Below are 25,121 nucleotides of genomic sequence, written 5' to 3' on the forward strand. Positions count from 1 at the left end.
ACGTTTAGAATAGCTGCCAAACATGTCTCGTCGGTGACATTCATTCTTACAATTTTGTCATCTAAATGATTTGCTTGTAAAATTTGATTTTGAATGTTGTGCCTACACCCATCTGGCTTTCCATAAACACATCGGCGTTTTGACTTTGCAAGATTGTTTTAGACATGGCTAGCCCTATTCCAATACTATCCGCTCCCGCATTCTTCCCTTTATAAAATCGTTCAAAAATGTGTGGAGCATCTTCCGGGCTAATCCCCTCACCACTGTCGGAAATGACAATTTGGGTAAACAAGGGCGTTTCCTCGCACAAAATGGCAATACGTCCCCCAACTGGCGTATGCTCAATCCCGTTTTTCATTACGTTCAAAATGGCTTCTACCGTCCAGTTTTCATCTCCATACACGAAAAGGTCTTCTTTACAGGAAAAAGAGAGCTCCTGATTTTTTAATTCCATCGGGACAAGGAGCGGTTCTAATGCCTTGTTTATCATTTTTTTGACAGATACGAGTTCCTTCTTGAAAATAACGCTCTGCACTTCGATTTTGGACAGCTTGAGCAATGAAGTCACGAGCCATTCAATACGCTTCAACTGATTGATAATCTTGCCCAAAAACTCCTCCCTCTTGTCTTTTGGCAGACTCGGGTTGTTTAACAAATCAGCCATGACAAACATGGAGGTAAGTGGCGTTTTTAATTGATGGGAGATGTTCGAAAGAGTATCTGCCAAGTACTGTTTTTCCTTTTTCAGATGAGTAGACTGCTCGGACAATGTTAATGTGACTTTATAAATATCATTTTTCAGAATGCTCAATTCACCCTCAACGTTATCCCTAATATCCATCGTGGGTTGGCCTGAATAGACAGAAGCCAAATAATAAGCGAGCTTACTGATGTCCTGATAACGTTTGCGGGTAAACACGAAAAAAGTGGAAAGGAGCAGAAATACCATAGCAACTCCCACAATCCCCGCTTTCCAATCGATCATCCAAAGAATCGTGATCCCCATGATGGAAATAACCAGGCTATACATACATAGCTTCTGTATTTCTTTATTTTTAAACATGACTTCCACTCATTCGATAGCCAAGACCGCGAACGGTTTCTATCACTTTGGGATTCTGGCTATCATCCTCCAACTTTTCTCGAAGCCGCTTAATGTAAACCGATAGGGTATTGTCATTGATAAAGTTACCATCTAGATCCCATATACCCTCTAACAACTGATTTCTGGACAGAACTTGCCCTCTATTATTTATGAATGCCAACAGTAAACGGTATTCTAAAGCAGTCAGCATCACTTCCTCGGTTCCTTTGTACACTTTAGCCAGCTTTGTATGTACGACTACATTTCCAATCCTCACTTTGTCAGACAGGTTGGGCTCTTTTTGGTAATGTCGAAGGGATGATTTCATTCGGCTAATGAGCTCCCGGATACGAAACGGCTTTGTGATATAGTCGTCTGCCCCCATATCTAACCCCCGAACCACATTGATTTCATCATCACACGCCGTCAAGAAGATGACAGGGGCATCCTGATTTTCTTTTACATATTCGCAAATCTCATAGCCATTACCATCTGGCAAAGTCAGATCGAGTAAATATAGATCAAAACGTTGCTGTTTAATTGCTTCGAGTGCAGTTTGTTTCCCTTCGCAAAGAACTACTTCATAGCCCTCGCTGGAAAGCGAATAGTGCAAACCCTCTGCAATAGTCTTGTCATCTTCCACTACTAAAACCTTCATGGTTCATCCTCCCTCTATCAGCTATAACTATTGCGATCAGCAACACTCGTATTTCCTCGGTCATTATTATCGGTGTTTATTACGAATATGATTGGTATTAGCTTAATTTACTTAATTGGTAAGGTACTTTGCAAGGTGTACGAACGGAATAACATGAAAATGATAACAAGCAAAAAACCCGCCTTCTAATGGGAGGACGGGTGACCTTGATATCTAACCAATTGTTATTGTTACTTTTTCTATCTCCTCTCGTCTTGTTTATTAGTAATTCCACTTTTTAGGAGGAACCAGGCACTTATGAAAAACAAGACAGCTTGTCTCGTCCTTTCTATTAGCCAAAGCATCTATGCCATTTTCTTATTGGCTTGGGCAATTTCCGTTTTTTTTACCATTGTGCTTTTACCTGAAGATGAATATGATACGGGAGCGCCAGGGGTGTTCTATACGATCCTATCGTATCCGCTTGTACTACTTGCCTCAGCGTTGGGCAGCTGGTACTGCTATCACAAGTTGAAATTCAAAACGAGTTACGCGCTCAATGCCATTCCTTTACTTTGGGTCATTCCGATGGCGTTATTTATGATCTTATTATGGAAATTCGGTTTGTCCTCGTAGAAATAGTCCTCTGGCGGATTACCGTCAGCGGGCTTATGCGTTTTCCCTCATAAAGCAAGGGCACAAAAAAACGTGTCTGAACGAATCAGACACGTTTTTACACGTTACATAAACGCTTATCCGATGGAGCCTTCCATCTCGAATTTGAATACAGATTAATTTCATAGCGTTGTATCGAATAAGGAAAACATTGATTTGCGCTATCTCAGAGATGTTGACTCGTCAAACACAATTTATTACTTTTCATCTGGAGTCGGCACAAAATCTGTACGTTAGAGAGTCCAGAAATTATGTTCTAGGACTTTTCTTTTTTACTCCACCTTCACAAATTTTTCAATGTATTTTGCGAGTTCGTCCTTGGTGAAAAACTTGTCGACTACGTAAAAAATTATATACAAGCTGATATATGGATATTTACATAAATTGGTAATATTGGTATATTTTATATTATGCTGTTTCTATTATATTAAAAAGGAGAGTTATCATGAAATTGTTTAAGAAATCAATCTTGTTAACATCGTGTTTAGGAGCTTTTTTTGCTTTGGGTTATGGTTTCGCAAAAGCAAGTAATGCTGATGTTGCATTTGCTAAGTGGGACCCTAATAAGGATTATGAATACACATTAGATAAATCAATCACTAAAAGTGAGAGAACTGCGATTATAACAGCTGATAACCAATGGAACAATGTTGATGATCCCGTATATTATCTAAAGGAAAGCCCTGCAAGAACAGACATTGCTTCTTCTAAAAATGATGAGATAAACATAATCTATACAGCCTCTCTTGGGACTACTAGTGGTAAACTTGCCGAAACAAGAGCTTATATCAATGGTTTTGACTATGTTATCGAAGCAGATATAGTAGTCAACGAATCTTTTGCCTATTCAACCGGATCTAAACCTGATTCAAATACATACCACCTACGAACCATCATGACTCACGAAATGGGACATGCCCTTGGGATTGGTCATTTAGCAGATAAGCCGGCTGTTATGTATGCAACTTTAAATAAGGATCAAGTAAAAATTCCACTCTCTAAATATGATAAAGATGCTTATGTGATTAACCACTCTAAATAGCATCTAGGATTAAAAATAACATGGAGGTAAAAATAATGAAAATGAACATGAAAAGCGGAATAATTGCTTCTTCTATGATTTTAGCTTTTGGGCTTGGTTATGTGGTTTACGACACATATAATGCAACCAAGTCAACAATTCGTATTGAAGGTACGTTAATCGAATTATCACCTGAGGAAATGGCTGCAGCAAGTTCCTTAATCATTGAGGGTAATATTAATGACATTACACAGCCAAAATGGAATACAGAGGATGGAAATGAGCCAGAAGTGATTGAGGATGCGGATGCAATTTATCGAGATATCACAATAAAAGTAAACAAAACGCATAAAGGTGAAGAATTAGACAAAGTCGTAGTTCGCGTTTACGGTGGAGAAACGGAAAAAATAATTATGGATATGGAAAACGCACCAGAATTCACTGATAACGAGAAAGTCCTCCTATTTCTAAATGTTGATGATTCACCAGCTAACAAAACAAAGTCTACTGATCACTATGCAGTAGTGGGTTCCTACCAAGGAAAATTTAAAGTTAAAAACGATAAGGTTGACAATAAAAGGGAAAAAATCCAATTAAATAAGATGGTCGACATAATAGAAACTCATAAAGACGACGAAAACCCACTACAACAATAATAACTTTTAAATAGGAGTAACTCTCTAGTCGGGAAAACTAACTAGAGAGTTACTCTTTTTACAAAAGTACTATCAACTAATACTAAAAACTGACACCTAGTGAATTTAGGCGTCAGTTTGCTGCCTGACTGGCGGCCGGGGTCTTTCTAACTGTCTACGAGGTCTTGACCATACCGTCAGATTATTCGTTTTCCCTCATAAAGCAAGGGCACAAAAAAACGTGTCTGAACGAATCAGACACGTTTTTACACGATATCGAGACAATTATCCGATACTGCCTTCCATCTCGAACTTAATGAGACGGTTCATCTCTACCGCGTACTCCATCGGCAATTCTTTTGTGAATGGCTCGATGAAGCCCATTACGATCATCTCAGTTGCTTCTGCTTCTGACAAACCGCGGCTCATCAGGTAGAAGAGTTGATCCTCGGAAACCTTGGATACAGTCGCCTCGTGCTCAAGCGTGATGCTGTCGTTCATGATCTCGTTGTACGGGATCGTGTCGGACGTGGACAGTTTATCCAGAATCAGCGTATCGCACTTGATGTTGGACTTGGAGCCTTCCGACTTGCGTCCAAACTGCGACAGACCACGGTAGGTTACTTTTCCGCCATCACGGGAAATCGACTTGGAAATGATCGTCGACGTGCAATCTGGCGCCAGGTGAATCATTTTCGCACCTGCGTCTTGGTGTTGTCCTTTTCCTGCTACTGCAATGGAAAGAACGGTACCTTTCGCGCGAGGTCCTTTCATGATAACAGCTGGGTATTTCATCGTCAGCTTGGAACCGATGTTACCATCGATCCATTCCATGTTCGCATCAGCGTAAGCAACCGCACGTTTCGTAACGAGGTTGTATACGTTGTTGGACCAGTTTTGGATTGTGGTGTAACGGCAGCGAGCGCGTTCTTTTACGATGATTTCTACAACAGCGGAGTGCAAGGAATCCGTGCTATAGATTGGAGCTGTACAGCCCTCTACATAGTGAACAAAGGAATCTTCATCGGCGATGATCAACGTACGCTCGAATTGCCCCATGTTCTCGGAGTTGATGCGGAAGTATGCTTGCAGTGGAGTTTCTACTTTTACGCCTTTTGGAACGTAAATGAAGGAACCACCGGACCATACTGCCGAGTTCAGTGCAGAAAACTTGTTGTCTGCTGGAGGAATCACTGTCGCGAAGTATTCTTTCACGATTTCTGGGTGAAGCTTCACCGCAGAATCCATGTCGCAGAAGAGAACGCCCAGTTTTTCCAGGTCTTCCTGCATGTTGTGGTAAACTACCTCAGATTCATACTGAGCAGATACACCTGCGAGGAACTTTTGCTCTGCTTCTGGAATACCCAGCTTGTCAAAGGTTGCCTTGATTTCTTCCGGCACCTCATCCCAGCTACGGCCTTGCTTTTCAGAAGGCTTTACGTAGTAGGTGATGCTGTCAAAATCGAGGTCGTCCAGATCGCCGCCCCATTTTGGCATCGGCATGCTGTTGAAGATGTCCAATGCTTTTAGACGGAATTCCAGCATCCATGCTGGCTCATCCTTGATCTTCGAAATTTCTTCGACGATCTCGCGAGTCAAACCCTTTTTGGTACGGAATACAGAAACGTCCTTATCGTGAAAGCCGTACTGATACTCCTGTATTTCTGGGCCTTTAACAGCCATCGTTGCTCACTCCTTCTTGTTCATGTCCCTTACCTATCACTATTCCTGCTCGGCCTGTTTGACACCTTGCTCCAATGCTTTCCAAGCCAATGTCGCACACTTGATTCGCGCTGGGAACTTGGCTACGCCAGACAAAGCTTCGATATCACCAAGATCAATCGAGTCATCGATTTCTTTGCCTTGCATCATATCGGAGAATTTTTGCGACAGCTCCAGTGCTTCTGCTACTGGCTTGCCTTTGACAGCATCCGTCATCATGGAAGCAGATGACATACTGATTGAGCAGCCTTCACCGAGAAACTTCGCGTCCACCACTTTGCCGTCCTCCACTTTCAAGGAGAGCGAGATGCTGTCGCCACAGGTCGGGTTATTCAAATTCACAATGAGTCCGTCGGATTCTTCCAGCTTGCCGCGGTTGCGCGGTTTCTGGTAGTGATCCATAATGACGCGGCGGTATAAATCATCAAGAGAAGACATTGCCGAAATACTCCTTCGTCTTCTTCAAGCCCGCGATCAGCACATCTACTTCTTCTTCTGTGTTGTACAGGTAGAAGCTTGCCCGAGCGGTAGCCGTCACATTCAGCCAACGCATCAGCGGTTGTGCGCAGTGATGACCGGCACGAACTGCGATTCCGTAACTGTCCAGCACCGTCGCCAGGTCATGCGGATGTACTGTATCCAGGTTGAATGTAATTAAACAGCTGCGGTCCTGCTGTGGGCCGTAAATCTTCAATCCTTCTATCTCGCGCATTTGTTCCATCGCGTACTTGACGAGATGTTTTTCATGACGCTCAATATTGTCCATACCGATCTCTTCCAAAAAGTCGATCGCTGCTCCCAATCCGATAGCTCCTGCGATGATCGGAGTTCCTCCTTCAAATTTCCAAGGAAGCTCCTTCCACGTGGAATCGTACATATCCACGTAGTCAATCATTTCTCCGCCGAACTCCATCGGCTCCACACGCTCTAGCACCTCACGCTTGCCGTACAGGACACCTACGCCTGTCGGACCTGCCATCTTGTGGGCTGAAAACGTATAAAAATCGCAATCCAAATCCTGGACGTCGATTTTCTTGTGTGGAGCACCCTGCGCTCCATCAACAAACAAAAGTGCGCCATGCTGATGAGCGATTTGGGCAATTTCCTTGATTGGAGTAGTATCCCCCAATACATTGGAAACATGGTGAATCGCAACGAGTTTGGTATTGTCCGTAATCGTTTCCTTAACCGCTTCCAGAGTAACGGTTCCGTCCTCTGCCAGCGGAATGAACTTAAAGGTCGCTCCGGTCGCCTTGGCTGCCTGCTGCCATGGAATGAAATTGGCGTGATGCTCCACCAATGTGGTCACGATTTCATCTCCCGGCCCCAGGTACTTGCGAGCATAGCCGTACGCTACCGTATTACAAGCAGAGGTCGTACCACGCGTAAAGACGATTTCTGCGGCTTCACGGGCGTTGATGAAGGCGCGTACTTTTTCACGCGCGCCTTCGTACCCGTCTGTCGCTATGTTACCCAAGGTGTGCACGCCACGGTGCACATTGGAGTTATACTCCCTGTAGTATTTATCCATCGCCTCAATAACCTGAATCGGTTTTTGAGAGGTTGCACCATTATCCAAATAAACGAGCGGATGTCCGTTTACTTCTTGGTGTAGGATGGGAAAATATTTCCGAAGCTCCTTGGCGTTCATTAGCCTAACTTCCTTTCAAGCGCCTGACGGAGTCTGTTTTTCACTTCTTCTACTGGAATCTCAGCAACAACTGGCTCCAGGAAGCCGAGAATAATCAGACGTTCTGCGCCTTGACGGGAAATACCACGAGACATCAAGTAGAAGATAGACTCTTCACTAAAACGTCCTACCGAAGCTGCGTGACCCGCTTTAACGTCATCCTCGTCGATCAACAGGATCGGGTTGGCATCACCGCGAGATTTATCGCTCAGCATCAGGATGTTTTCCGCCTGTACGCCGTTTGCCTTTTCAGCGCCTTTTTCGATTTTCGTGATACCGTTTAGGATACTCACTGCTTCATCCGTCATAACAGCCTTGCTCACCATGTCAGACTCTGTGTGCGTGCCGATATGCTGAACTTGGGAAGTGAGGTTTTGGCGTTGGGAACCAGTACCTACAGAAATGGATTTGGTCTCTGCAATCGAAGCAGTTCCCTTGAGGATAGTGGTGTTGTTAGCAACGGTGTTGCCATCGTTCATCTCACCCAAAATCCATTCCATTTTTCCATCGCGCTCAACAGTTGCACGACGGAAGCTGTAGTCGTGAACGTCTACAGACAGTGAACGTACAGAAGCTACTTGCACAGATGCGCCCGCGCCTACATATACTTCAACTAGGCTGTTCGCAACCATGCTTTTGCCTTCGCCAGATACATAAGTATCCACGTAGGTTACTTTGCTGTTCGCTTCTGCCACGATCAAAACATGTGGAGCCAACAGAGCGTTGTCGCCTGCGATTTCATACACAGCTTGCAGGGGAACATCTACTTCTACGTTTTTCGGAACGTAGAGGAAAACGCCACCATTCACTACTGCCGTATGCAGCGCAGTCAGCTTGTGCTCATCAAGTGCGATCACGTTCAGTAAATACTTTTGCACGAGATCACCATGTGTTTGCAGAGCATCAGCAAAGGTCGTGAAGATCACGCCTTGCGCCTTCAACTCATCGGATACTGCTTGAAAAACGGTAGAAGCATTTTTTTGTACCAACAGGTTTTTCACGCTGTCGACATCGATTTGTGCTTTTACCAAATCGCTGAGTTCATTCGCCGCTGCCACCTTTGTAGTGGTTTGGAACGGATCGAAATCAACGGTATTCCATTTATCAATCTTCGTTTTCTCCAAGGCAGGGAGCGCCAGCTCTCCCGCCGCCTTCAGTCCAGCGAGGCGCTTTTCCAGGAACCAGGCAGGCTCCTGATTAGCTTTGGAGTACTGGGTGATCGCCTCGGAATCGAAGCGTAGCTGTACATCCACACTCATTTCACTGCTGCCTCCTTCATCCTACACGTTGGCGTTTACGGTTTCGTCCTCAATGCCGAGCTCTTCCTTGATCCAATCGTAGCCTTCTGCCTCCAGGCGTTCAGCCAGCTCAGGACCACCGGACTTCACGATACGACCCTGCATCATGACGTGTACGAAGTCAGGCTTTACATAGTTCAGCAAACGCTGGTAGTGCGTAATAATCAAGAATCCGCGGTCTGCGGAGCGCATTTCGTTTACACCGTTCGCTACGATTTTCAATGCATCGATGTCCAAACCGGAGTCGATCTCATCCAAAATACAGATAGCTGGCTCCAAGAGCATCATTTGCAGAATCTCGTTACGCTTTTTCTCACCACCGGAGAAACCTTCGTTCAGGTAACGGTGGGAGAAAGACTCATCCATTTCCAGCGTGTTCATCTTTTTGTCCATCTCACGGATGAATTTCATCAGGGAGATTTCGTTTCCTTCGCCACGGCGCGCGTTGATTGCGGAACGCAGGAAGTCAGAGTTGGTTACACCGCTAATTTCGGACGGGTATTGCATCGCCAGGAACAGACCTGCACGTGCGCGCTCGTCTACTGCCATTTCCAACAAGTCTTCGTCATTGATTAACACTTCGCCATCGGTTACCTCATATTTTGGGTGACCCATCAGCGTGGATGCCAATGTCGATTTACCGGTACCATTTGGTCCCATGATCGCGTGCACTTCGCCGCCCTTGATCTCCAAATTCAGGCCTTTGAGGATCTCTTTGTCCTCGATCTTGGCGCGAAGGTTTTTTATTTGCAAATGCGGTACTGCTGTCATCTGAATTCCCTCCATACACGTCAAAAGTGAGTTGGTAAATTCTCAATCCATTCTCAATAACTATCTTATAATAAGAATAATTATAAATCAAGGAATGAAACATATCTGTATTTTTTATATCATTATATTTAGAAAGTCTGTTTTTGCGCATGAATCCTTCCTAAATATTCTTGCCTCCGCTGCATTTTTCCCTTTGTTACTTTTGGACATACATTTACGCCTAAAGACTAAGTGCATTTTGTAAAAAACACCATATGTATACCTGGAATGGGACAATAAAACTCCTGCAGTCATGTTTTTCAGGCGCTGGTGGAACATATATCGCCATCACTCTGCGGAAGGGGTCCCTTCGGAAGCTTACCTGACTCTATTCCGACAGTCAAATGGAAAAGTTGCCAATCCATACTTCGAAAGTATTCGATGGCAACAAGTAACGGATAAGCTCAAAACCGTCGGTCATACGCTGACAGTTTTTGCTGTTTTCACGAAGAAAAAACGGATAGACCTTATCGTCTACCCGTTTCTTTCCTGTTCGATTACTTTACTTTTGGACCCGCATTTGCAATATCTGCTGCATTCGGGAATTTCTTCTCGAAGTTTTCGATGAAGCGTCCAGCCAGATCAGCTGCTTGCTTGTCATAATCTTCCTTGTTTGCCCATGTATTACGCGGTTGCAGAACATCAGCAGGAACGTTCGGGCAAGCAGTCGGCACTTGTACCCCGAAAATCTCATCAGCTACATAGTCTACCTTTTCCAGCTCACCGTTCAATGCTGCTGTTACCATCGCACGCGTGTAGGACAGCTTCATACGTTGTCCAACACCTACCGGGCCACCAGTCCAACCAGTGTTCACCAGGTATACTTGAACCTTGCGCTCGTCAATCTTCTTACCGAGCATTTCTGCATATACGACAGGATGCAGTGGCAAGAATGGAGAACCGAAGCAAGTAGAAAACTCTGTTTGCGGAGCAGTTACGCCACGCTCTGTACCTGCCATTTTGCTGGTGTAGCCAGACAGGAAGTGGTACATAGCTTGCTCTTTATTCAGCTTGGAGATTGGAGGCAATACACCGAACGAATCGGCTGTCAAAAAGACGATGACATTTGGTTGCCCGCCCACGCCTGGAATTACAGCACCCGGAATTGCTTCCACTGGGTACGCAGCGCGTGTATTCTCTGTATATTTGGTGCTATCGTAGTCTGCTACACGAGTCGCTTCGTTTACGTCTACATTTTCAAGTACGGTACCGAACTGGATTGCTTTCCAGATTTGCGGCTCGCCTTCTTCAGACAGCTTGACACATTTTGCATAACATCCGCCTTCGATATTGAACACGCCATTGTCAGACCAGCCATGCTCATCGTCACCGATCAAGAAACGGTCCGGGTCAGCAGACAGCGTTGTTTTTCCTGTACCAGACAATCCGAAGAACAGGGCAACGTCTCCGTCTTTGCCTACGTTTGCAGAGCAGTGCATCGGGAGTACGTTGCGCTCTGGAAGCAGCATGTTCATTACGCTGAAGATCGACTTTTTCATTTCGCCAGCATACTCAGTGCCACCAATCAACACTGTCTTTTGCTCAAAGCTCAATACGATGAATGTCTCGGAGTTCGTTCCGTGTACCGCAGGATTTGCCTTAAAATTAGGTGCATAGATAACCGTGAATTCTGATTCGTGCGCAGCCAGTTCTTCTTCAGACGGACGGATGAACAGCTGACGTGCAAACAGGTTATGCCATGCGAATTCGTTCACTACGCGGATTGGCAAGCGATAGGTCGTATCTGCCCCCGCAAAGCCATCGAAGACAAACAGTTCATCTTTGGATTGTAAGTATTGGAGCACGTCTTGTTGAAGTGCTTGGAATTTTTCAGTACTGATCGGTTGGTTAACCGGACCCCAGTTGATTTTATCGTGTACGGAAGCTTCGTCCACCACAAATTTGTCCTTTGGCGAACGGCCGGTAAACTTCCCTGTTAGCGCATTGAGCGCCCCCTTGTCGGTCAAAATCCCTTCGCCACGCTTTACTGCCATCTCAACAAGATTAGCTACAGGCAAGTTATGATACACTTTCGTAGCTCCAAGAATGTCAGTAAGCTTTTGAACCGTATTGGTTTCCATGTGTGAACGATCTCCTTCCCAAAATGTGTATCATTTATTGTGACTTTCTAATTGTCGCTCGATTTGTAATTAGTATATCACATTTAGCTAAATAAGCTACATAATTTTATAATCTCTCATGGAGAATGTGTGAATAACCCTCCTCATGCGTATTATTCCCCAACAGCAGTATTTTGTCCACAAACCAACCAGTCTATCGACTATTCGTGAGGTACGCAGAGACATTTGCCCACAAAAAGAGCAACACCAAGAGTTTACTCTCTTAGTGTTGCTCTCACAAGGCATCAAGATTTACGTATTTTCAAACGTTTTCACAACTGTCTGACACAAAATCGCCACACCCTTTTCCAATGCAGAGCGCTCAAAATGCATCAGCGGATGATGCAGCCCTGGTACCAAATCACATCCGAGAGCCAGCATCGTCGCCTTGATATGAGGACGCTCCACCGTATAGTAGTGGAAATCCTCCGCTCCTGGACTGACAGGCGCCGCTCGCAAATTTTCTTGACCGAGGACATCTATAATCGCCTGCTCCATAAATGCCTTCGCTTGCTCATCGACCTCTGCCGCTACCATGCGCGACCCGGTCTCTACCTCTATACTTGCCTGAAAAGACATCGCGACTCCGTCGATCATTTGACGAACTCGATTCACCAGGTCATCCATCGCTTGATTTGTCTGCGCTCGCAGATCGAGGGCAAAACGGGCTTTGTCCGGAATAATGTTGTAGCTCTCCCCTCCGGCTTGCAGCATCGTCATTTTGACGGTGGCAGGCACCATCGGATTGATATGTACTTGACCGAGACCTGAAATAATCGCTCCCGCTACTTCAATTGCATTGATCCCGAGATGTGGTCTCGCTCCGTGCGCAGCGACTCCTGTGATTTCCCCGTAGAGAAACATGGCTGCACCGTTATAGATGGCGGGTCCCGCCGTTCCATTTGCCATCTCCTGAATTGGTCTTAAGTGAACACCGTACAAATAATCGATGTCATCGACGACACCCTTCTCCACCAGCTTCAATGCTCCCGTTCCTTTTTCTTCTGCTGGTTGGAACAAAATTTTTAACGTTCCCGGCGGTTGATATCCAGCGGCAACTAATGCTTCTACCGTTTCCACGATCAACGTCATATGGGCGTCATGGCCGCAGGAATGATTCGCACGCCACTCACCGTTCACTTCCTGCCACAGAGCATCGATATCTGTGCGCAAACCAACAACTGGCTTCCCTTCGCCCCATTCAGCCACTAAACCTGTACAATCGTCAAAAGTCGTAACACGCAGTCCCAAGGCACGCATGCGCTCCGCCAAATAACGAGTCGTTTCTACTTCCTTCCAGCTAATCTCCGGATTTTCATGCAGATGACGGAATGTTTCGGCAATAGCATCTTTACGTGCGGCAACCGTCTGTTGCAACGACATAACAGTAGACATCAAAGCGCCTCCTCGAAAACCGTTTCTTCCTATTATATCACAATGCCCATTGGACAGTTCACCGACAGGTCAGTCGCAAAATGGCATCGAGTTTCAACTGGTCGCGCAATGGCCCTGCTATGTGCACCTTTTCTTTGGCTAGAACATAGACGAGCTCATCACCGCCAAACAGCATGTGCATTTGTTTCTCCGCTCCCCTGATAATCAGATCGGCAGGCTGCTCTTCTGTCCATACATCCCAGGATGCGACGCCTTTTGCTATCGTCAATTGCCACTGTGATGGTGAATCATCCACTACAATTCTGATCCTGCGCTCCCATCCTGCTGTAATGAATTGCAGGTGTGCTTTTCCTTGTAATCGCTCTCCCAGTTCAAAAAGCAGTCTGCCCATTCCGATCATCTGCACGCCACCCCTCTCTTCTCAATTGGGTTCGTGGCCTGTTTGGTCGAATCCTTTGGCGAGGCATGATAGTCACTGTCGGCTGTTGTCAGGGGAGCCATGTTTTTCTCGACATTTAGAAAGGTCGTTTGAGTCAACATAGTGGAGGAGAAGAAAAAGCACAGTTTTCTTCGACTCTGACACGCTCGGAAGGGGGATTCACTGGCCGTCTCCACTTAAAAAAGGGGACCGTCGAGCCAAAGCCACCCTACGGGCGGGCGTTTCTCAAAGAAGAAGTGTTCGACAACCGGGTCCCCTTTTTTAAGTTCCGACTGGGGAGGCTTTGTCAAGGTCTGCGAGCTCTGTGCTTTTTCTTCTCACCAGCTTTGTTGGTTCATCGGTACCTTTTAAAACGTAAAGAAGATTAATCATCCACAACAAAAAAGCATCCGCTTTACGCAGATGCTTTTCGGAAACACTACTCATCAAACTCGTCTTTATCGAGTCGCACCTCAAGGTGGTGACCATCGGGTGTCTCAAAATACAAATTATAGCTAGTAGGCTGTGTAATGGGGCCACGATAGCAAATATTCTCTGCCTCCAGCTTATCAACCAGATAGTCCAGCTCAGCACGGCTTTGCACAGAGAAGGCGAGATGATCGACTTGCCCTACGCCGCCTTTCCCAGCTTCCCCGCCATGAGGATGAAGACCGATCCGTGTGTATGTGCCAATTTGAAAGTAGACAGGTGCTCCTTCCGTCATATTCTCTTCCGGGATAGGGACTTCCAAAATGTCCTTAAAAAAACGAGCTACCTTCACAACATCACTACAATTCAATGCGATGTGGTGAACGGCTTTCAAATGAAACATTCACACTGCCTCCCACGTCAACTCAGGTCATGCGCTCTTGTGCGACATTAGCTTTTCTTTTATTGTACTGCTTCAATCGCTCGCTTAACCGTCTTAAACGAATCATCAATGCTTCCCGCCAATCGTCATCCTGCAACTCCTTGGCGATCCCGAGCAGATCCAGTGAAATATCGATCTGCTGCTTTAACACTTCGGCGAAGCTAGCTGCTTCATCCGTCATGGTACAATTCTCAAACAACTCGGATGTATTGTCAACACTCACAAAATCAGCAAAATCCACTTCTGGAGCCTGATCTCCCTGAGCATATTCTACTAAAATTTCGTATTCTCCCTCAATACCGGGATGAACCTCAATTCTGTCACATACAGGACAAAACATGATCGGGACATTGTGTACAAGCGTTTTATAATGACGGACTGAGCCTACGGAACCTACCATTCCAGCACCACAACAAAAACTCATATAGTCTCCCTCCCTATTCACCAAATGAAACGTCCACGTCCGTTTTTTGGTCGAAACTTTTGTCTGTATCCGCATTGTAGCTTATATGCCCACTAACACTCCACCCGCAAATGCTACCAATAAAAAAATCGAAGTAAGATTTGGTTTATCCATTTTACTCGATTTGCTTAGATTCATGCAACATTTTCTGATTAGTATGAATATTTTCCCTCGTTTGCCTAAATCCATCATAAAAGCTAGTCTTAATCTATCCGATAATAAGGAATAATAATCATTTTAGCAAAAATTCAAAGGAGAGCGGTTTCATGCTTCGTTTCAAAAGTCTTCGTGCTCGAACCCTGACCATTACCCTGCCTGTCATTATCCTGACACTTTTGCTTGTCGTGGGCATCGGTTTCTGGTTCTCTGTCGACCAACTGAATCGGGAAATTGAAGACAAACTCAATACTCAGCTAGATATGGTCGGAAGTAATGTGGAAAAGCAATTGGAAGCCCACAGCAAGGTAACGTTGAGTATGGCTCGCTTTATTGAAATGGGTCCTATTACAAATTCGCTGGAGCAGTTAGATTCCCTGCTGTCCAAGACTGTTCTCATTAATGATACGACGGTTGGAATGGGAATTTTCATGGAACCTTACGCTTTTGACCCGAACAAGAAACTCGTTGCTACTTACGGGGCTAAGACAGACGGCAAGGTTAACATTACAGGTGAGTACAGCAGTGATTCCTATAACTATCCAAATCAGGACTGGTACAAGGTCGGTATTTCAACCAAGAAGGAAACCGATTATTCCGAGCCTTATTTTGACGCGGTTTCCAAGGTCTCCATGGTGACGGTAGTCGCTCCTTTTTACACGCCGGATAAAAAGCTTCTGGGTGTGGCCACAGACGATATTACACTCAGTGACGTGGAAAAGCTCGTCTCCAGTACAAAAGTAGGCGAAACAGGCTGGGCTTTTTTGGTGGATCAAAAAGGAAGATACCTCGCCCATCCTCAAGCAGACAAGTTAATGAATCATTCCGTTCAATCTGACGAGAATGCCTCCTTGGCAGCAATAGGTCCTTCTCTGCTAGAAGAGAAGTCAGGAATGAAGACGTTTACCGACGAAAACGGCACTAATCGTGTTTATTTTCAAGAGCTCGGAGATACAAACTGGACAATCGCTCTCGTGATGCCAGAAAAAGAAATTGCCGATCCACTCAATGACCTGTTCTTTAAGCTTTGTACGGTGAGCCTGATCGGTCTGTTGATCATGATTGCTGTCATTTATTACTTCAGCAAATACTTGACCAAACAAATCGATCGCGCCAACCAGCTCGCGCATGCCCTATCCAATGGGGATTTTACCGCTTCCATGGATATTCAGACAGCTGATGAGATGGGAGTTATGGCAAATCGCTTCAACTCCATGACGGCAACCTTGTGCGAAACACTGGGGCAAGTAAGCTTCAACGCCCAACAGGTTGCTGCTACGTCTGAACAATTGATGGCAAGTGCGGAACAGACGAGCAAAGCAACAGAGCAGATCGCTCAATCCGTACAGGAAATTGCCTACGGTACGGAGCAGCAAGTGGACGCGACCGTTCAAGGCTATGAGGTTATCAACGAGATTGCCGTCCACATCGAAACGATGGAAAAAGGCATTGAGGATGTAAATCTCTCTACACAAGAAGCGAACCGACAAGCCACAGATGGCAATCAGATGGCAACCAAAACGGTCGAGCACATGGATGTGATCCATAGCCAGATGGCCAAGACCTCCACCATTGTCAATGCGCTAGGCCAACGCTCCCAAGAGATTGGAGAAATGATCTCACTCATCACGACGATCGCCAATCAAACCAATCTGCTCGCTCTGAACGCCGCTATCGAAGCAGCGCGTGCCGGAGAACAAGGACGAGGCTTTGCGGTTGTAGCCGACGAGGTGCGCAAGCTAGCGGAGCAGTCGAGCTCAGCCGCCGAGCAGGTCAGTCACATCGTCACGGTGATCCAGCAGGACACAGGCTCAGCAATTGCGGCAATGAATCATGGCGCTGCTATTTTGGGAGAAGGCATGACTCTCGTTCGCTCAACAGGAAATGCATTTGAGCAAATTACGGGCTCCACGTCGGAGTTGCTTGTCCGCATGAATGAAGTGACAACGGAAATGAGCAAAATCAGTCAGCAAATGCAATCGATTGTATCCGCCATTACACATATTACACAAATCGCAGAACAATCAGCCGGCAACTCTCAAACGGTCGCAGCAGCCGCGGAAGAGCAAACCGCTTCCATGGAGGAAATCTCTTCGGCTGCCACGATGCTCGCGAAAATGGCAGAAGAGCTTAATGATGCAATACGAACATTCAAGTTGGAGTAGTTCGTCCATACACAAAGAAAAGCCGGAGCACAAAAGCCCCGGCTTTTTTGTTTCCTATTCTTTTACCATCGCTTCGTATTTGTCTGCATCCATCAGCTTGTCCAACTCAGCTGTATCAGACAATTCGACGACGATCATCCATGCTTGCTCGTATGGCGAAGAGTTAACCAGTTCAGGTGCATCTTCCAGCTCGCCATTTACTTCTACTACTTTACCAGTTACAGGAGCGTACAGTTCAGAAACGGTTTTTACCGATTCCACGCTGCCAAACGGCTCATCCTGTTGGATTGTCGCGCCTACCTCAGGCAACTCGACAAACACGATGTCACCCAGCTCTGCTTGAGCAAAAGAAGTGATTCCGATGTACGCCTTGTTTCCTTCTACTCGCACCCACTCATGCTCTTCACTGTAACGTAGATTTTTCGGGAATTCCATCGTTTACATATCCTCCTATCGGGTACAATCCATTACACATACATAATTAGACGAACATTCTAGGATTCCTCTTTGATCCCCAAAATTCTGAACAAGCGTTTTTTTACCAGTTGGAGACCCTTCTCTCCTGCCTGAAAATGACGTAACTGAAGAGCCTCGTCAAACAAATAAAAAGCGGGGACGTATTCATTCTGGAATGCATCGGCTATCTTTCTATCATTATCGATTGCAATAGGGTGTGTCAAATGTTGTTCTGCAATCGCCTTCTTGATCATCTCGATATCTGTATCTTTTTCCGAATGAGGCGTATGAATTCCAATGACCTTCAAACCGTTAGCAGCGTATTGGTCACGCCATTCATTTATGCTTGGCATCGATTCCTTGCACATGTAACAACTGACAGACCAGATGTGCACCAAAACAGGATTTCCAGCCAAATCAGCTTTGGTTGCTTGCCCGTTGATCCACTCCGTAATCCCAGAAAAGTCAGGCATTTCTTCGCGCAAACGCATGAAAGCTCATCCCCTCTTTTTTGACTTCAACCGTTACACACTTGTTTTCATGCGAAGAATCCCGGATTGATCAATGGCAGCCACCGCCGCTAACAGGATCTCAGGAGGTTGGACGAGAGCAATTCGTACATACCCTTCTCCTTCTTCACCGAAGGCACTTCCCGGAACGACCACGACTCCGGCTTGCTCCAGTAAAGCGAAGGCAAACTCTCGAGACGTCCAGCCGTTCGGTACAGCTGCCCAGACGAACATGGTCGCCTTGGGAGATGGAATACTCCATCCTGCCTTTGCCAATGCCCCCAGCAGCACATTACGCCGTTCCTGGTAAACGGGCGCGACTGTGTTTTCTCCACCCGATTCCCGATCCTTTCGCAAAGCCTCAATGGCCATTTGCTGTACAGGCAAAAAGACGCCGTAATCGATATTCGATTTTACAATCGCAAGCGGCTTGATAATGTCTGCATTCCCTACAACGTAAGCAATCCGGCAGCCTGCCATGTTGAAGCTCTTGGAAAACGAATTAAATTCAATTCCCACTTCCTTCGCTCCCGGTACTTGCAGAAAGCTCGGCGCTTGGTAGCCGTCAAACACCATCTCTGAATAGGCCAAATCATGAACCACGATAATGTCAAAACGCTTGGCAAAAGCCACGACCTCTTCAAAAAAGGCAAGGGTAGCGACCGCGGAAACTGGATTATTCGGATAGTTCAGAATCATAAACGTTGCACGAGCCGCAATCTCCTCTGGAATGTCTGTCAGCTTTGGCAAAAATTCATTTTCTGCCCGCAGAGGCATCCGGTAAGGTACCGCTCCCGCCAAATGAAGACTGCCTTCGTAGATCGGATACCCAGGATCAGGTACGAGAACGATATCTCCGGGGTCGGTCCATGCCAAAGCAAAGTGAGCCAAACCATCCTGTGAACCCATCAAGGAATGAACCTCGCCATCCGGCGCCAGCTCCACCCCAAAACGATATTGATACCAGTGGGCGACCTCTTCTCGGAAGGTCGCCGTCCCCTCGCTCAACGGATAGCGAAAAGAGTTTGGTTGCTGGATGGCATGGATTAGCGTTTGCAGAAGCTTCTCGTCAGGTTGTTGATCAGGACTGCCAATGCTCAAGTCGTATACCGTTCTTGTTTTGGCAACTTCCCTTTTGCGAGCATCCATTTCTGAAAAAATATCGGCGGAAAGATGGTTCAGTCTTTTGGAAGGTTGGCGCATCATGCCTTCCCTCCCCAAGCCTTCTCCAGATCTTCTTCTTTGAACCCAAGGGTTACGGTACGATCACTTGCGATGAGAGGCCGTTTGATCAGCTTGCCATTGGAAGCCAACAGCTCAAGCATTTCATCCTCTGACATCGTAGGAAGCTTGTCCTTCAAGCCCAGCTCGCGGTATTGGACACCACTCACATTGAAAAACTTGCGCAAATCGAGGCCGCTTGTCTGCCAAATTTGGCGTAGCTCTTCTTTGGACGGTGGTGCATCCACGATCGGAATTTCTTCGAAGCCAATATTTTGATCCGTGAGCCATTTTTTCGCTTTGCGGCATGTATCACATTTGTTGTATAGGTAGGCTTTCATCGTCATATTCATTTCCTCACTTTTGGTTTATGTCGTCGTTTCTTTCATTGTAAAAGAAGTACACCTAGCGGACAACGTTTACCGTATTGTAAAACGTCACGCCAGATTCTGCAGTTTCCGGCACTTCAATCAGCAAGTAATGATTAAGTATGGAACGATCTGCCCCTTCTCCAAATTCATACGTTTGATAATGGACGAGCATTTCTTCCATCCAGATTCTAATTCCCTCAATCTCCACCGAATCTGTTTCGCTCTGGGATGTTTTGATCAGGAGATAGGTTTTGCCGTTTAGAGCGGTGTTAAATGACTGGCCCTGACTGTTTTGAATAAGCGGCTTCGCCCACGCTTGAATTTGCAAATCGGCTTCGGCTAGCTCCATCACACGATAGGTTGGATACATATCTTGTGGCAGCAGGTCTTGCTCTTGCTCCACATCCGTCCTATACCCAGCTGTCATGTTGTACCCTTCTACTGTCCACATTTGCCGATGATTACTCCTTTTTTTCATCGTCACCTCGAATAGCATGCCGTCTGTAGTCGCTACAAGGATTCTCCTGGGATTTAATTGACTGCCTATCGTTTGAAAGCTCTCGATTTCCGTTTTCAACTCACTCTGCACAAAACGACGGAGAACTTTTTTGTAGTTATGGTTGTCCGGATCTTTTTGCATTTGTAACAGCTCAGCTTCGTTATATACGAGGCCTGCACCCTTGTCGTCTGTCCAATCAAATGCTTCAACAACGGCGTCACGGTCCACCAACTTCTGACTCACTTGTGTGGAAGCAACCGTCGTTTCAAGTGCTGCTTTTTTCGTGTTCATATTTCCAATCTGCTTTGCCCCGATTTCGTACATCCCCCACATACAGCCGATCAGCACCATCGCTACCAAAAAAGAATGCAGCCAGACTCGCATACCTCTGCCTCCTTACGTATTCACCGTGCTAAACAAAAACGACAGCCATCACGTTCTTCTGGCTGTCGTTCATAAGTAAGCTGCTATTGCGGCAAGTTGCTTTCATTGCTCCTGCGATCCGCAGTCTCTACTTCATTGGTCTGAACATCAGGATTTACCTGCCACATTTGCGAAAGCGGCGAGAAGGGCACCCCTAGTTGCTTGACATCCTGATCTTCCACGGCCTCAGCCAGTGTCCCGGTTAAAGGCATGGTGTACTCAATGTGCTCATCCATCTGCCATCCTCCTTCACATGTCCTAGTGTGAGGAGTTTGCAGGGCATTATGCAGACGGTTTTGCTTTGATCTCGACTTGGTAGCCAGCGTGCTTCCTGACCTGGAATACACCTGTTTCAAAAATCAAATACTGTGCTTTCACACCGATCAATCGCCCGCCGAGTTGTTCTTCTTTATCGAGCGTCTTGGAATTAATTTTATCCAGTGACTCCAAGATCGGATAAGCAATATCTACCCATTCGTCCTCGCGATATTGGAATGCTTTAAACTGTTCAGGAAAATGACCGTACACTTCGTCACGCATGGCGAGCAAGTCGATTTCCTTCACATCTCCCTTGAGCATTTTGCGCCAGTTGGTCTTGTCCGGCAAAAACTGACTCAAGTGGAATTCAAGCTCCCCAGCCATCCGACGAGTAGGAACCTCCGCAATCGGAATCGCGCGAATTGCGCCTTGATCCACCCAGCGTCTCAATTCATTATGCTTGCGAGTCAATCCTACCTTTATATCACTCGACACTGCCAGATAGACAAAATGTGGAATCATGCAATATCTCTCGCCAAAGCTCTCGTCCCGGCAAGTCCCCAAGTCAAAATGACATTCATGCGGCTTGACGATGCATAAGTCATTTTCCGGCAGCTTGGTAAAACAGGGATAGCAATACCCGCTGTTAAACGTCTTGTTTGTCTTGCGGCCACAGGCAATACAGTTTTTTTCGCCTAAAAACGAAATCGTCAATTCACTGCCCAGCCATTCATTAAGCGGAAGGCGATCGTCACCGATATTCAAATAGTAGTCTACCGGCTTGTCCCCTCCATGGTACTCGTGTGTTAGTCCTTGCAACATACCGCGGAGTTCCACCAAACTCTCTCCTCTCCTATGTACGGTTCTTCCATTTTAACATAACCGCCACCTACTCTGACCGCTGTTTTCTTTTGGTAGCATGTTTTCCCTGGCAGGAGGTGAACCTAATCACATCCCAGAAGAAGGAGGCGATTGTTCATGCGCAACTACATACGGTACGCCTTGCTACTCGTCTGCCTTCTTGGCTACGGCACCCTACCTGCTTTTGCCCAGCAAACACTGCCTTCGTATGAGCCAATCCACAGAATCGACACAGAGAAAAAGGTCGTCGCTCTCACTTTTGATGATGGGCCAGATGCTATCTATACGCCCAAAATTCTTGAGGTGCTGCATCAGTACAACGTTCGGGCTACGTTTTTTGTCCTTGGCTCCCAAGTGGACAAGCATCCAAAGGTCATGCAGTGGATTTACAAGGCTGGGCACGAAATCGGAAACCACGGCTACCACCATTTTGATCTGAACAAGCTGACCGAGCATGAAGTGTACGAAGACATCAAGCATGCAGAACGCTCTATTTTGAAGACGACCGGCATTTTGGCGCAATACTACCGTCCACCCTACGGCATCCTGACACATGACGTCATGAGTGCGGTTCAATCCAGTGGCTACGACATCATTCACTGGTCGATTGATCCTCGTGATTGGTCTTTGGCACGCACGGCTAACGTCATTGCCAAAAGCGTCAAGAGCAATGTCTCCTCCGGGGATATCATCCTGTTTCATGACGGGGGCTTAAACCAACGGCAAACAGTCGCCGCTCTCCGGGAGCTTATCACTGATTTGCGTTCCCAGGGTTATCGATTTGTTACGGTCAGTCAATTGTTGGATGCAGCAAAATAATACGGCACCAGTGCCTCGTTTTCCTAATACGAAACGAAGCAACTGGTGCCTTTTTTCACGCCAATACTTTGCCCAAGAATGAACGCAAGCGGTCGTTGATTTTATTGCCAAAAACCTCACTGGGATGACCTTCTGCCATAATGATACCTTGATCCATAAAGATGATTCGGTCGCCCACTTCCTTGGCAAAATTCATTTCATGCGTCACGATCACCATTGTCATGCCTTCTTTGGCTAAATTTTTGATGACGGCAAGCACCTCTCCCACCAGCTCTGGGTCCAGGGCGGATGTCGGCTCGTCAAACAACATAACCTTTGGATTCATCGCGAGCGCCCTTGCGATTGCCACTCGTTGCATCTGCCCCCCAGAAAGCCGCTCGGGATACACATCGGCCTTGTCCTGAAGCCCTACCTTCTGCAAGAGAGCCAAGCCTTGCTTGCGGGCTTCTTCCTGAGACATCTTCTTTACTTTTACAGGGGCCAGCATGACGTTTTCCAGCACCGTTTTATGAGGAAAGAGATTAAAGCGCTGAAAGACCATCCCGACCTCTTCTCTCACTTTATTGATATCGGTCTTGGGGTCTGACAGATCATGTCCGTTGATGACAATCTTTCCGCTGCTCATTTCCTCCAGCTGATTCAAGCAACGTAGAAACGTGCTTTTGCCTGAGCCTGACGGACCAATGACACAGACTACTTCCTTTTCTGCTACCTGAGTCGTAATGCCCTTCAACACTTTCAGATCGCCGTAGTTCTTCGTCAAATTCGACACCTGTATAATCATTTGTCTGTCCCCCTATTGCGATAAAACAAGCTTGATTGTGGTTCATCCCCTCTCATTTTACCGCAATAGTCTAAAAATTGCATGAATTTGCTGTTTGGTGGGTGAACGCCAGCCTCATAGATGATCGACTCCATCCCATTTTTTCCAGTGCTTGTCGCATGCGTAACTATGCTCCCGGCGGCTCATGCTAAGTGTGAGGTGGTTTTCATGCATCGAAAAAAATGGGTCGCTCTTGTAATCGTACTGGCCGTTTTTCTATTAGGGCTTTTGGTGGAAGGTATTTACGGGACTTATACAGATCTCGTCGACCATCCTGGGTTCGCTTGGGAAGAAAATGTGGTATCCGGTTATGGGAACAGCAAAATTGTGCAGCTGTTTGTGAACGGCACTATTTCGGGGCAACAGAATAGTGCTGGGGTGCCTTCGATGACGGAGCTATTAACTGAACAGCTACGCCGAATTGAAGAGGATGAGCTGGTGAAAGCCGTGGTCCTTCGCATTGATAGTCCAGGTGGAGAGGTGGTCGCTACCGATGAACTACACAGACGCTTGCTACGGCTCAAGCAGGTTCGTAATCTTCCCATCGTTGTCAGCATGGGTTCCACAGCAGCCTCTGGCGGCTATTACCTGGCCACGACAGGCGATGCGATTTTTGCCAATCCCAACACACTAACTGGCAGTCTGGGCGTGATTTTCAATCTGTTTAACTATAGTGAAGCGGCGAACAAGCTGGGTGTGCATCAATACGCCATCAAAAGCGGACGCTTCAAAGACATCGGCAGTCCATCCCGGCCACTGACAGACCCAGAACGGCACATTTTCCAAACACTCGTCAACGAAAGCTACAACAATTTCGTCGACGTCATCGTTAAGGGTCGCAACCTCTCCCGTCAGCGCGTACTGGAAATAGCTGACGGCCGTGTCTATTCCGGTGAGCAAGCAAAACGCCTGGGACTCATCGATGAATTCGGTGATTTGGAGGAAGCGACACGCTACGCGCTCTCTTTGTCTGGAGAAAAAGAAGCTATGGTCATCCGCTATGCAGACCAGCTCTCCATCAGCAAGCTGTTATTCAGCATGAAGCAGTACTGGTCGAATCCTGATCCGCTTGGTCTCAATCGAATATGGGACCGCCAAAGCTCACCTCGCCTTCTGTATCAATTCATGCCTTAGCCTGTTATTACGGAAAGGAGTGGCTTATCATAAACCAGCTTCCCAACGAAGAAAAAGCACATGATCCTGATTCCTTTGATCCATATGCAGAAGCCCATCCACAACATTTGTATGCTGGCTTTTGGATTCGTGTGGTGGCATCGCTCCTTGATTCGATGTTCTTGATTGGGATTAGCTACCTCATTTTCAATCCGTTGCGCCGTGTTTTTGCCGTTCCTTACGCCTCTTTTCCATTCATTGATTTTTTGGAGGTGTTGTTTGATCTCCTCTATATGATCATACTGACCTGGTGGACTGGACAAACCTTGGGAAAGCTGATCACAGGTATCCGTGTCATCAGTGCCAGACAAGCGCGAGGCAATCTGACAGGCGGACAGGTATTATTGCGCGAAGTCATCGGTAAATTCCTCGCTTCACTCGTATTCGGACTGGGCTATCTATGGGTTGCCTGGCATCCACGCAAGCAAGGCTGGCATGATCTGATCGCCAAAACGTATGTCATCCGGGATCGTCGCCCGTAACCTCCGCTCTATAGCGGGGGTTTTATTTTTGCTTCCTTGGTCCCTATTTTTGTAGATGCTTCCTGC

General features: G+C 46.5%; 27 protein-coding genes. 7 read left to right on the forward strand and 20 right to left on the reverse strand.

The annotated features are described in order from the left end of the window. Positions 1–61 precede the first annotated feature (61 nt). Both HPY31_RS14190 and HPY31_RS14195 read right to left on the reverse strand, forming a co-directional pair. Complete coding sequence (locus HPY31_RS14190; protein WP_172141247.1) at positions 62–1,063, reverse strand: sensor histidine kinase; 1,002 nt, start codon at positions 1,061–1,063, stop codon at positions 62–64. After that, positions 1,056–1,742, reverse strand: a complete 687-nt coding sequence (locus tag HPY31_RS14195) for a response regulator transcription factor (protein WP_172141248.1) — start codon at positions 1,740–1,742, stop codon at positions 1,056–1,058. The genes HPY31_RS14190 and HPY31_RS14195 overlap by 8 nt, the downstream gene beginning before the upstream one ends. A gap of 297 nt (positions 1,743–2,039) precedes the next feature. Here HPY31_RS14195 and HPY31_RS14200 point away from each other — a divergent pair, with 297 nt between their 5' ends. From HPY31_RS14200 to HPY31_RS14210, 3 genes are all read left to right on the forward strand, one after another. Further along, entirely contained in the window at positions 2,040–2,357 is a 318-nt protein-coding gene (locus tag HPY31_RS14200; RefSeq protein ID WP_172141249.1) for a hypothetical protein, read from the forward strand. Between the two features lie 484 nt (positions 2,358–2,841). Next, the gene (locus HPY31_RS14205; RefSeq protein WP_172141250.1) at positions 2,842–3,438 is read left to right on the forward strand and encodes a matrixin family metalloprotease; all 597 of its coding nucleotides are present in this window, start codon (positions 2,842–2,844) and stop codon (positions 3,436–3,438) included. Positions 3,439–3,473: 35 nt separating this feature from the next. Next, positions 3,474–4,073 (forward strand): hypothetical protein, encoded by a 600-nt coding sequence (locus HPY31_RS14210; RefSeq protein ID WP_172141251.1) that lies wholly within the window; start codon positions 3,474–3,476, stop codon positions 4,071–4,073. 264 nt (positions 4,074–4,337) lie between these two features. Here HPY31_RS14210 and sufB read toward each other — a convergent pair whose 3' ends face one another. The 10 genes from sufB to HPY31_RS14260 all read right to left on the reverse strand — a co-directional run bounded on the left by sufB (position 4,338) and on the right by HPY31_RS14260 (position 14,800). Continuing rightward, positions 4,338–5,735 (reverse strand): Fe-S cluster assembly protein SufB, encoded by a 1,398-nt coding sequence (gene sufB / locus HPY31_RS14215; RefSeq protein ID WP_015893091.1) that lies wholly within the window; start codon positions 5,733–5,735, stop codon positions 4,338–4,340. A gap of 39 nt (positions 5,736–5,774) precedes the next feature. Continuing rightward, on the reverse strand, positions 5,775–6,212 hold the full coding sequence (gene sufU / locus HPY31_RS14220; RefSeq protein WP_007726380.1) for a Fe-S cluster assembly sulfur transfer protein SufU: 438 nt from the start codon (positions 6,210–6,212) through the stop codon (positions 5,775–5,777). After that, entirely contained in the window at positions 6,199–7,425 is a 1,227-nt protein-coding gene (locus tag HPY31_RS14225; RefSeq protein ID WP_007726378.1) for a cysteine desulfurase, read from the reverse strand. The genes sufU and HPY31_RS14225 overlap by 14 nt, the downstream gene beginning before the upstream one ends. Next, the gene (gene sufD / locus HPY31_RS14230; protein ID WP_015893094.1) at positions 7,425–8,723 is read right to left on the reverse strand and encodes a Fe-S cluster assembly protein SufD; all 1,299 of its coding nucleotides are present in this window, start codon (positions 8,721–8,723) and stop codon (positions 7,425–7,427) included. The genes HPY31_RS14225 and sufD overlap by 1 nt, the downstream gene beginning before the upstream one ends. A 21-nt stretch (positions 8,724–8,744) precedes the next feature. Further along, positions 8,745–9,533 (reverse strand): Fe-S cluster assembly ATPase SufC, encoded by a 789-nt coding sequence (gene sufC, locus HPY31_RS14235; protein ID WP_015893095.1) that lies wholly within the window; start codon positions 9,531–9,533, stop codon positions 8,745–8,747. A gap of 536 nt (positions 9,534–10,069) precedes the next feature. Continuing rightward, a complete protein-coding gene (gene pckA / locus HPY31_RS14240; protein ID WP_172141252.1) occupies positions 10,070–11,653 on the reverse strand; it encodes a phosphoenolpyruvate carboxykinase (ATP) in 1,584 nt (527 codons plus the stop codon). 291 nt (positions 11,654–11,944) lie between these two features. After that, positions 11,945–13,087: a M20 peptidase aminoacylase family protein gene (locus HPY31_RS14245; protein ID WP_172141253.1), complete on the reverse strand. Its 1,143-nt coding sequence runs from the start codon at positions 13,085–13,087 to the stop codon at positions 11,945–11,947. A 58-nt stretch (positions 13,088–13,145) separates the two neighbouring features. Then, the gene (locus HPY31_RS14250) at positions 13,146–13,487 is read right to left on the reverse strand and encodes an SCP2 sterol-binding domain-containing protein (protein ID WP_172141398.1); all 342 of its coding nucleotides are present in this window, start codon (positions 13,485–13,487) and stop codon (positions 13,146–13,148) included. A 457-nt stretch (positions 13,488–13,944) separates the two neighbouring features. Continuing rightward, on the reverse strand, positions 13,945–14,337 hold the full coding sequence (locus HPY31_RS14255; RefSeq protein WP_007726371.1) for a VOC family protein: 393 nt from the start codon (positions 14,335–14,337) through the stop codon (positions 13,945–13,947). A gap of 22 nt (positions 14,338–14,359) precedes the next feature. Then, positions 14,360–14,800 carry a hypothetical protein gene (locus HPY31_RS14260; protein ID WP_007726368.1) on the reverse strand — a complete coding sequence of 147 codons (441 nt, stop codon included), beginning with the start codon at positions 14,798–14,800 and terminating at the stop codon, positions 14,360–14,362. A gap of 305 nt (positions 14,801–15,105) precedes the next feature. Here HPY31_RS14260 and HPY31_RS14265 point away from each other — a divergent pair, with 305 nt between their 5' ends. Beyond that, a complete protein-coding gene (locus HPY31_RS14265; RefSeq protein ID WP_172141254.1) occupies positions 15,106–17,160 on the forward strand; it encodes a methyl-accepting chemotaxis protein in 2,055 nt (684 codons plus the stop codon). 54 nt (positions 17,161–17,214) lie between these two features. Here the strand turns inward: HPY31_RS14265 and gcvH are convergent, their stop codons facing one another. The 7 genes from gcvH to HPY31_RS14300 form a co-directional block, all read right to left on the reverse strand. Next, positions 17,215–17,595, reverse strand: a complete 381-nt coding sequence (gcvH, locus tag HPY31_RS14270) for a glycine cleavage system protein GcvH (protein ID WP_007726364.1) — start codon at positions 17,593–17,595, stop codon at positions 17,215–17,217. A 59-nt stretch (positions 17,596–17,654) separates the two neighbouring features. After that, positions 17,655–18,107, reverse strand: a complete 453-nt coding sequence (locus HPY31_RS14275) for a redoxin domain-containing protein (protein ID WP_172141255.1) — start codon at positions 18,105–18,107, stop codon at positions 17,655–17,657. 33 nt (positions 18,108–18,140) lie between these two features. Next, the gene (locus HPY31_RS14280) at positions 18,141–19,331 is read right to left on the reverse strand and encodes an aminotransferase class I/II-fold pyridoxal phosphate-dependent enzyme (RefSeq protein ID WP_172141256.1); all 1,191 of its coding nucleotides are present in this window, start codon (positions 19,329–19,331) and stop codon (positions 18,141–18,143) included. Next, the gene (locus HPY31_RS14285; protein WP_371811710.1) at positions 19,328–19,699 is read right to left on the reverse strand and encodes an arsenate reductase family protein; all 372 of its coding nucleotides are present in this window, start codon (positions 19,697–19,699) and stop codon (positions 19,328–19,330) included. Before HPY31_RS14285 ends, HPY31_RS14280 begins: the two co-directional genes overlap by 4 nt. Before the next feature lie 52 nt (positions 19,700–19,751). Next, positions 19,752–20,600, reverse strand: coding sequence for a hypothetical protein (locus HPY31_RS14290; RefSeq protein WP_172141257.1), 849 nt, complete (start codon positions 20,598–20,600; stop codon positions 19,752–19,754). Between the two features lie 83 nt (positions 20,601–20,683). Further along, the gene (locus HPY31_RS14295) at positions 20,684–20,875 is read right to left on the reverse strand and encodes a hypothetical protein (RefSeq protein ID WP_016742959.1); all 192 of its coding nucleotides are present in this window, start codon (positions 20,873–20,875) and stop codon (positions 20,684–20,686) included. A gap of 46 nt (positions 20,876–20,921) precedes the next feature. Beyond that, positions 20,922–21,734, reverse strand: a complete 813-nt coding sequence (locus tag HPY31_RS14300) for a DUF2797 domain-containing protein (protein ID WP_016742958.1) — start codon at positions 21,732–21,734, stop codon at positions 20,922–20,924. 141 nt (positions 21,735–21,875) lie between these two features. Between HPY31_RS14300 and HPY31_RS14305 the strand changes: the two genes are divergently transcribed. Next, positions 21,876–22,577 carry a polysaccharide deacetylase family protein gene (locus tag HPY31_RS14305; RefSeq protein WP_172141258.1) on the forward strand — a complete coding sequence of 234 codons (702 nt, stop codon included), beginning with the start codon at positions 21,876–21,878 and terminating at the stop codon, positions 22,575–22,577. A gap of 55 nt (positions 22,578–22,632) precedes the next feature. Here the strand turns inward: HPY31_RS14305 and HPY31_RS14310 are convergent, their stop codons facing one another. Next, positions 22,633–23,361: an amino acid ABC transporter ATP-binding protein gene (locus tag HPY31_RS14310; protein WP_216675626.1), complete on the reverse strand. Its 729-nt coding sequence runs from the start codon at positions 23,359–23,361 to the stop codon at positions 22,633–22,635. A 207-nt stretch (positions 23,362–23,568) separates the two neighbouring features. On the opposite strand from HPY31_RS14310, the gene sppA reads away from it, so the two are divergent. Together sppA and HPY31_RS14320 are read left to right on the forward strand one after the other, a co-directional pair. Beyond that, on the forward strand, positions 23,569–24,534 hold the full coding sequence (sppA, locus tag HPY31_RS14315; protein ID WP_064201516.1) for a signal peptide peptidase SppA: 966 nt from the start codon (positions 23,569–23,571) through the stop codon (positions 24,532–24,534). Next, entirely contained in the window at positions 24,486–25,055 is a 570-nt protein-coding gene (locus HPY31_RS14320; RefSeq protein WP_253901800.1) for an RDD family protein, read from the forward strand. The genes sppA and HPY31_RS14320 overlap by 49 nt, the downstream gene beginning before the upstream one ends. The last annotated feature ends 66 nt before the right edge of the window (positions 25,056–25,121 follow it).

It is taken from the genome of Brevibacillus sp. HB1.3 (assembly GCF_013186635.1).
In the GTDB taxonomy this organism is placed as follows: Bacteria; Bacillota; Bacilli; order Brevibacillales; family Brevibacillaceae; genus Brevibacillus; species Brevibacillus brevis_D.

Bases quoted from the DNA above. Each gene is read 5' to 3' on its own strand.
- HPY31_RS14190 (WP_172141247.1), bottom strand. From the start codon at position 1,063: ATGTTTAAAAATAAAGAAATACAGAAGCTATGTATGTATAGCCTGGTT.
- HPY31_RS14195 (WP_172141248.1), bottom strand. From the start codon at position 1,742: ATGAAGGTTTTAGTAGTGGAAGATGACAAGACTATTGCAGAGGGTTTG.
- HPY31_RS14200 (WP_172141249.1), top strand. From the start codon at position 2,040: ATGAAAAACAAGACAGCTTGTCTCGTCCTTTCTATTAGCCAAAGCATC.
- HPY31_RS14205 (WP_172141250.1), top strand. From the start codon at position 2,842: ATGAAATTGTTTAAGAAATCAATCTTGTTAACATCGTGTTTAGGAGCT.
- HPY31_RS14210 (WP_172141251.1), top strand. From the start codon at position 3,474: ATGAAAATGAACATGAAAAGCGGAATAATTGCTTCTTCTATGATTTTA.
- sufB (WP_015893091.1), bottom strand. From the start codon at position 5,735: ATGGCTGTTAAAGGCCCAGAAATACAGGAGTATCAGTACGGCTTTCAC.
- sufU (WP_007726380.1), bottom strand. From the start codon at position 6,212: ATGTCTTCTCTTGATGATTTATACCGCCGCGTCATTATGGATCACTAC.
- HPY31_RS14225 (WP_007726378.1), bottom strand. From the start codon at position 7,425: ATGAACGCCAAGGAGCTTCGGAAATATTTTCCCATCCTACACCAAGAA.
- sufD (WP_015893094.1), bottom strand. From the start codon at position 8,723: ATGAGTGTGGATGTACAGCTACGCTTCGATTCCGAGGCGATCACCCAG.
- sufC (WP_015893095.1), bottom strand. From the start codon at position 9,533: ATGACAGCAGTACCGCATTTGCAAATAAAAAACCTTCGCGCCAAGATC.
- pckA (WP_172141252.1), bottom strand. From the start codon at position 11,653: ATGGAAACCAATACGGTTCAAAAGCTTACTGACATTCTTGGAGCTACG.
- HPY31_RS14245 (WP_172141253.1), bottom strand. From the start codon at position 13,087: ATGTCTACTGTTATGTCGTTGCAACAGACGGTTGCCGCACGTAAAGAT.
- HPY31_RS14250 (WP_172141398.1), bottom strand. From the start codon at position 13,487: ATGATCGGAATGGGCAGACTGCTTTTTGAACTGGGAGAGCGATTACAA.
- HPY31_RS14255 (WP_007726371.1), bottom strand. From the start codon at position 14,337: ATGTTTCATTTGAAAGCCGTTCACCACATCGCATTGAATTGTAGTGAT.
- HPY31_RS14260 (WP_007726368.1), bottom strand. From the start codon at position 14,800: ATGAGTTTTTGTTGTGGTGCTGGAATGGTAGGTTCCGTAGGCTCAGTC.
- HPY31_RS14265 (WP_172141254.1), top strand. From the start codon at position 15,106: ATGCTTCGTTTCAAAAGTCTTCGTGCTCGAACCCTGACCATTACCCTG.
- gcvH (WP_007726364.1), bottom strand. From the start codon at position 17,595: ATGGAATTCCCGAAAAATCTACGTTACAGTGAAGAGCATGAGTGGGTG.
- HPY31_RS14275 (WP_172141255.1), bottom strand. From the start codon at position 18,107: ATGCGTTTGCGCGAAGAAATGCCTGACTTTTCTGGGATTACGGAGTGG.
- HPY31_RS14280 (WP_172141256.1), bottom strand. From the start codon at position 19,331: ATGATGCGCCAACCTTCCAAAAGACTGAACCATCTTTCCGCCGATATT.
- HPY31_RS14285 (WP_371811710.1), bottom strand. From the start codon at position 19,699: ATGAATATGACGATGAAAGCCTACCTATACAACAAATGTGATACATGC.
- HPY31_RS14290 (WP_172141257.1), bottom strand. From the start codon at position 20,600: ATGCGAGTCTGGCTGCATTCTTTTTTGGTAGCGATGGTGCTGATCGGC.
- HPY31_RS14295 (WP_016742959.1), bottom strand. From the start codon at position 20,875: ATGGATGAGCACATTGAGTACACCATGCCTTTAACCGGGACACTGGCT.
- HPY31_RS14305 (WP_172141258.1), top strand. From the start codon at position 21,876: ATGCGCAACTACATACGGTACGCCTTGCTACTCGTCTGCCTTCTTGGC.
- HPY31_RS14310 (WP_216675626.1), bottom strand. From the start codon at position 23,361: ATGATTATACAGGTGTCGAATTTGACGAAGAACTACGGCGATCTGAAA.
- sppA (WP_064201516.1), top strand. From the start codon at position 23,569: ATGCATCGAAAAAAATGGGTCGCTCTTGTAATCGTACTGGCCGTTTTT.
- HPY31_RS14320 (WP_253901800.1), top strand. From the start codon at position 24,486: ATGGGACCGCCAAAGCTCACCTCGCCTTCTGTATCAATTCATGCCTTA.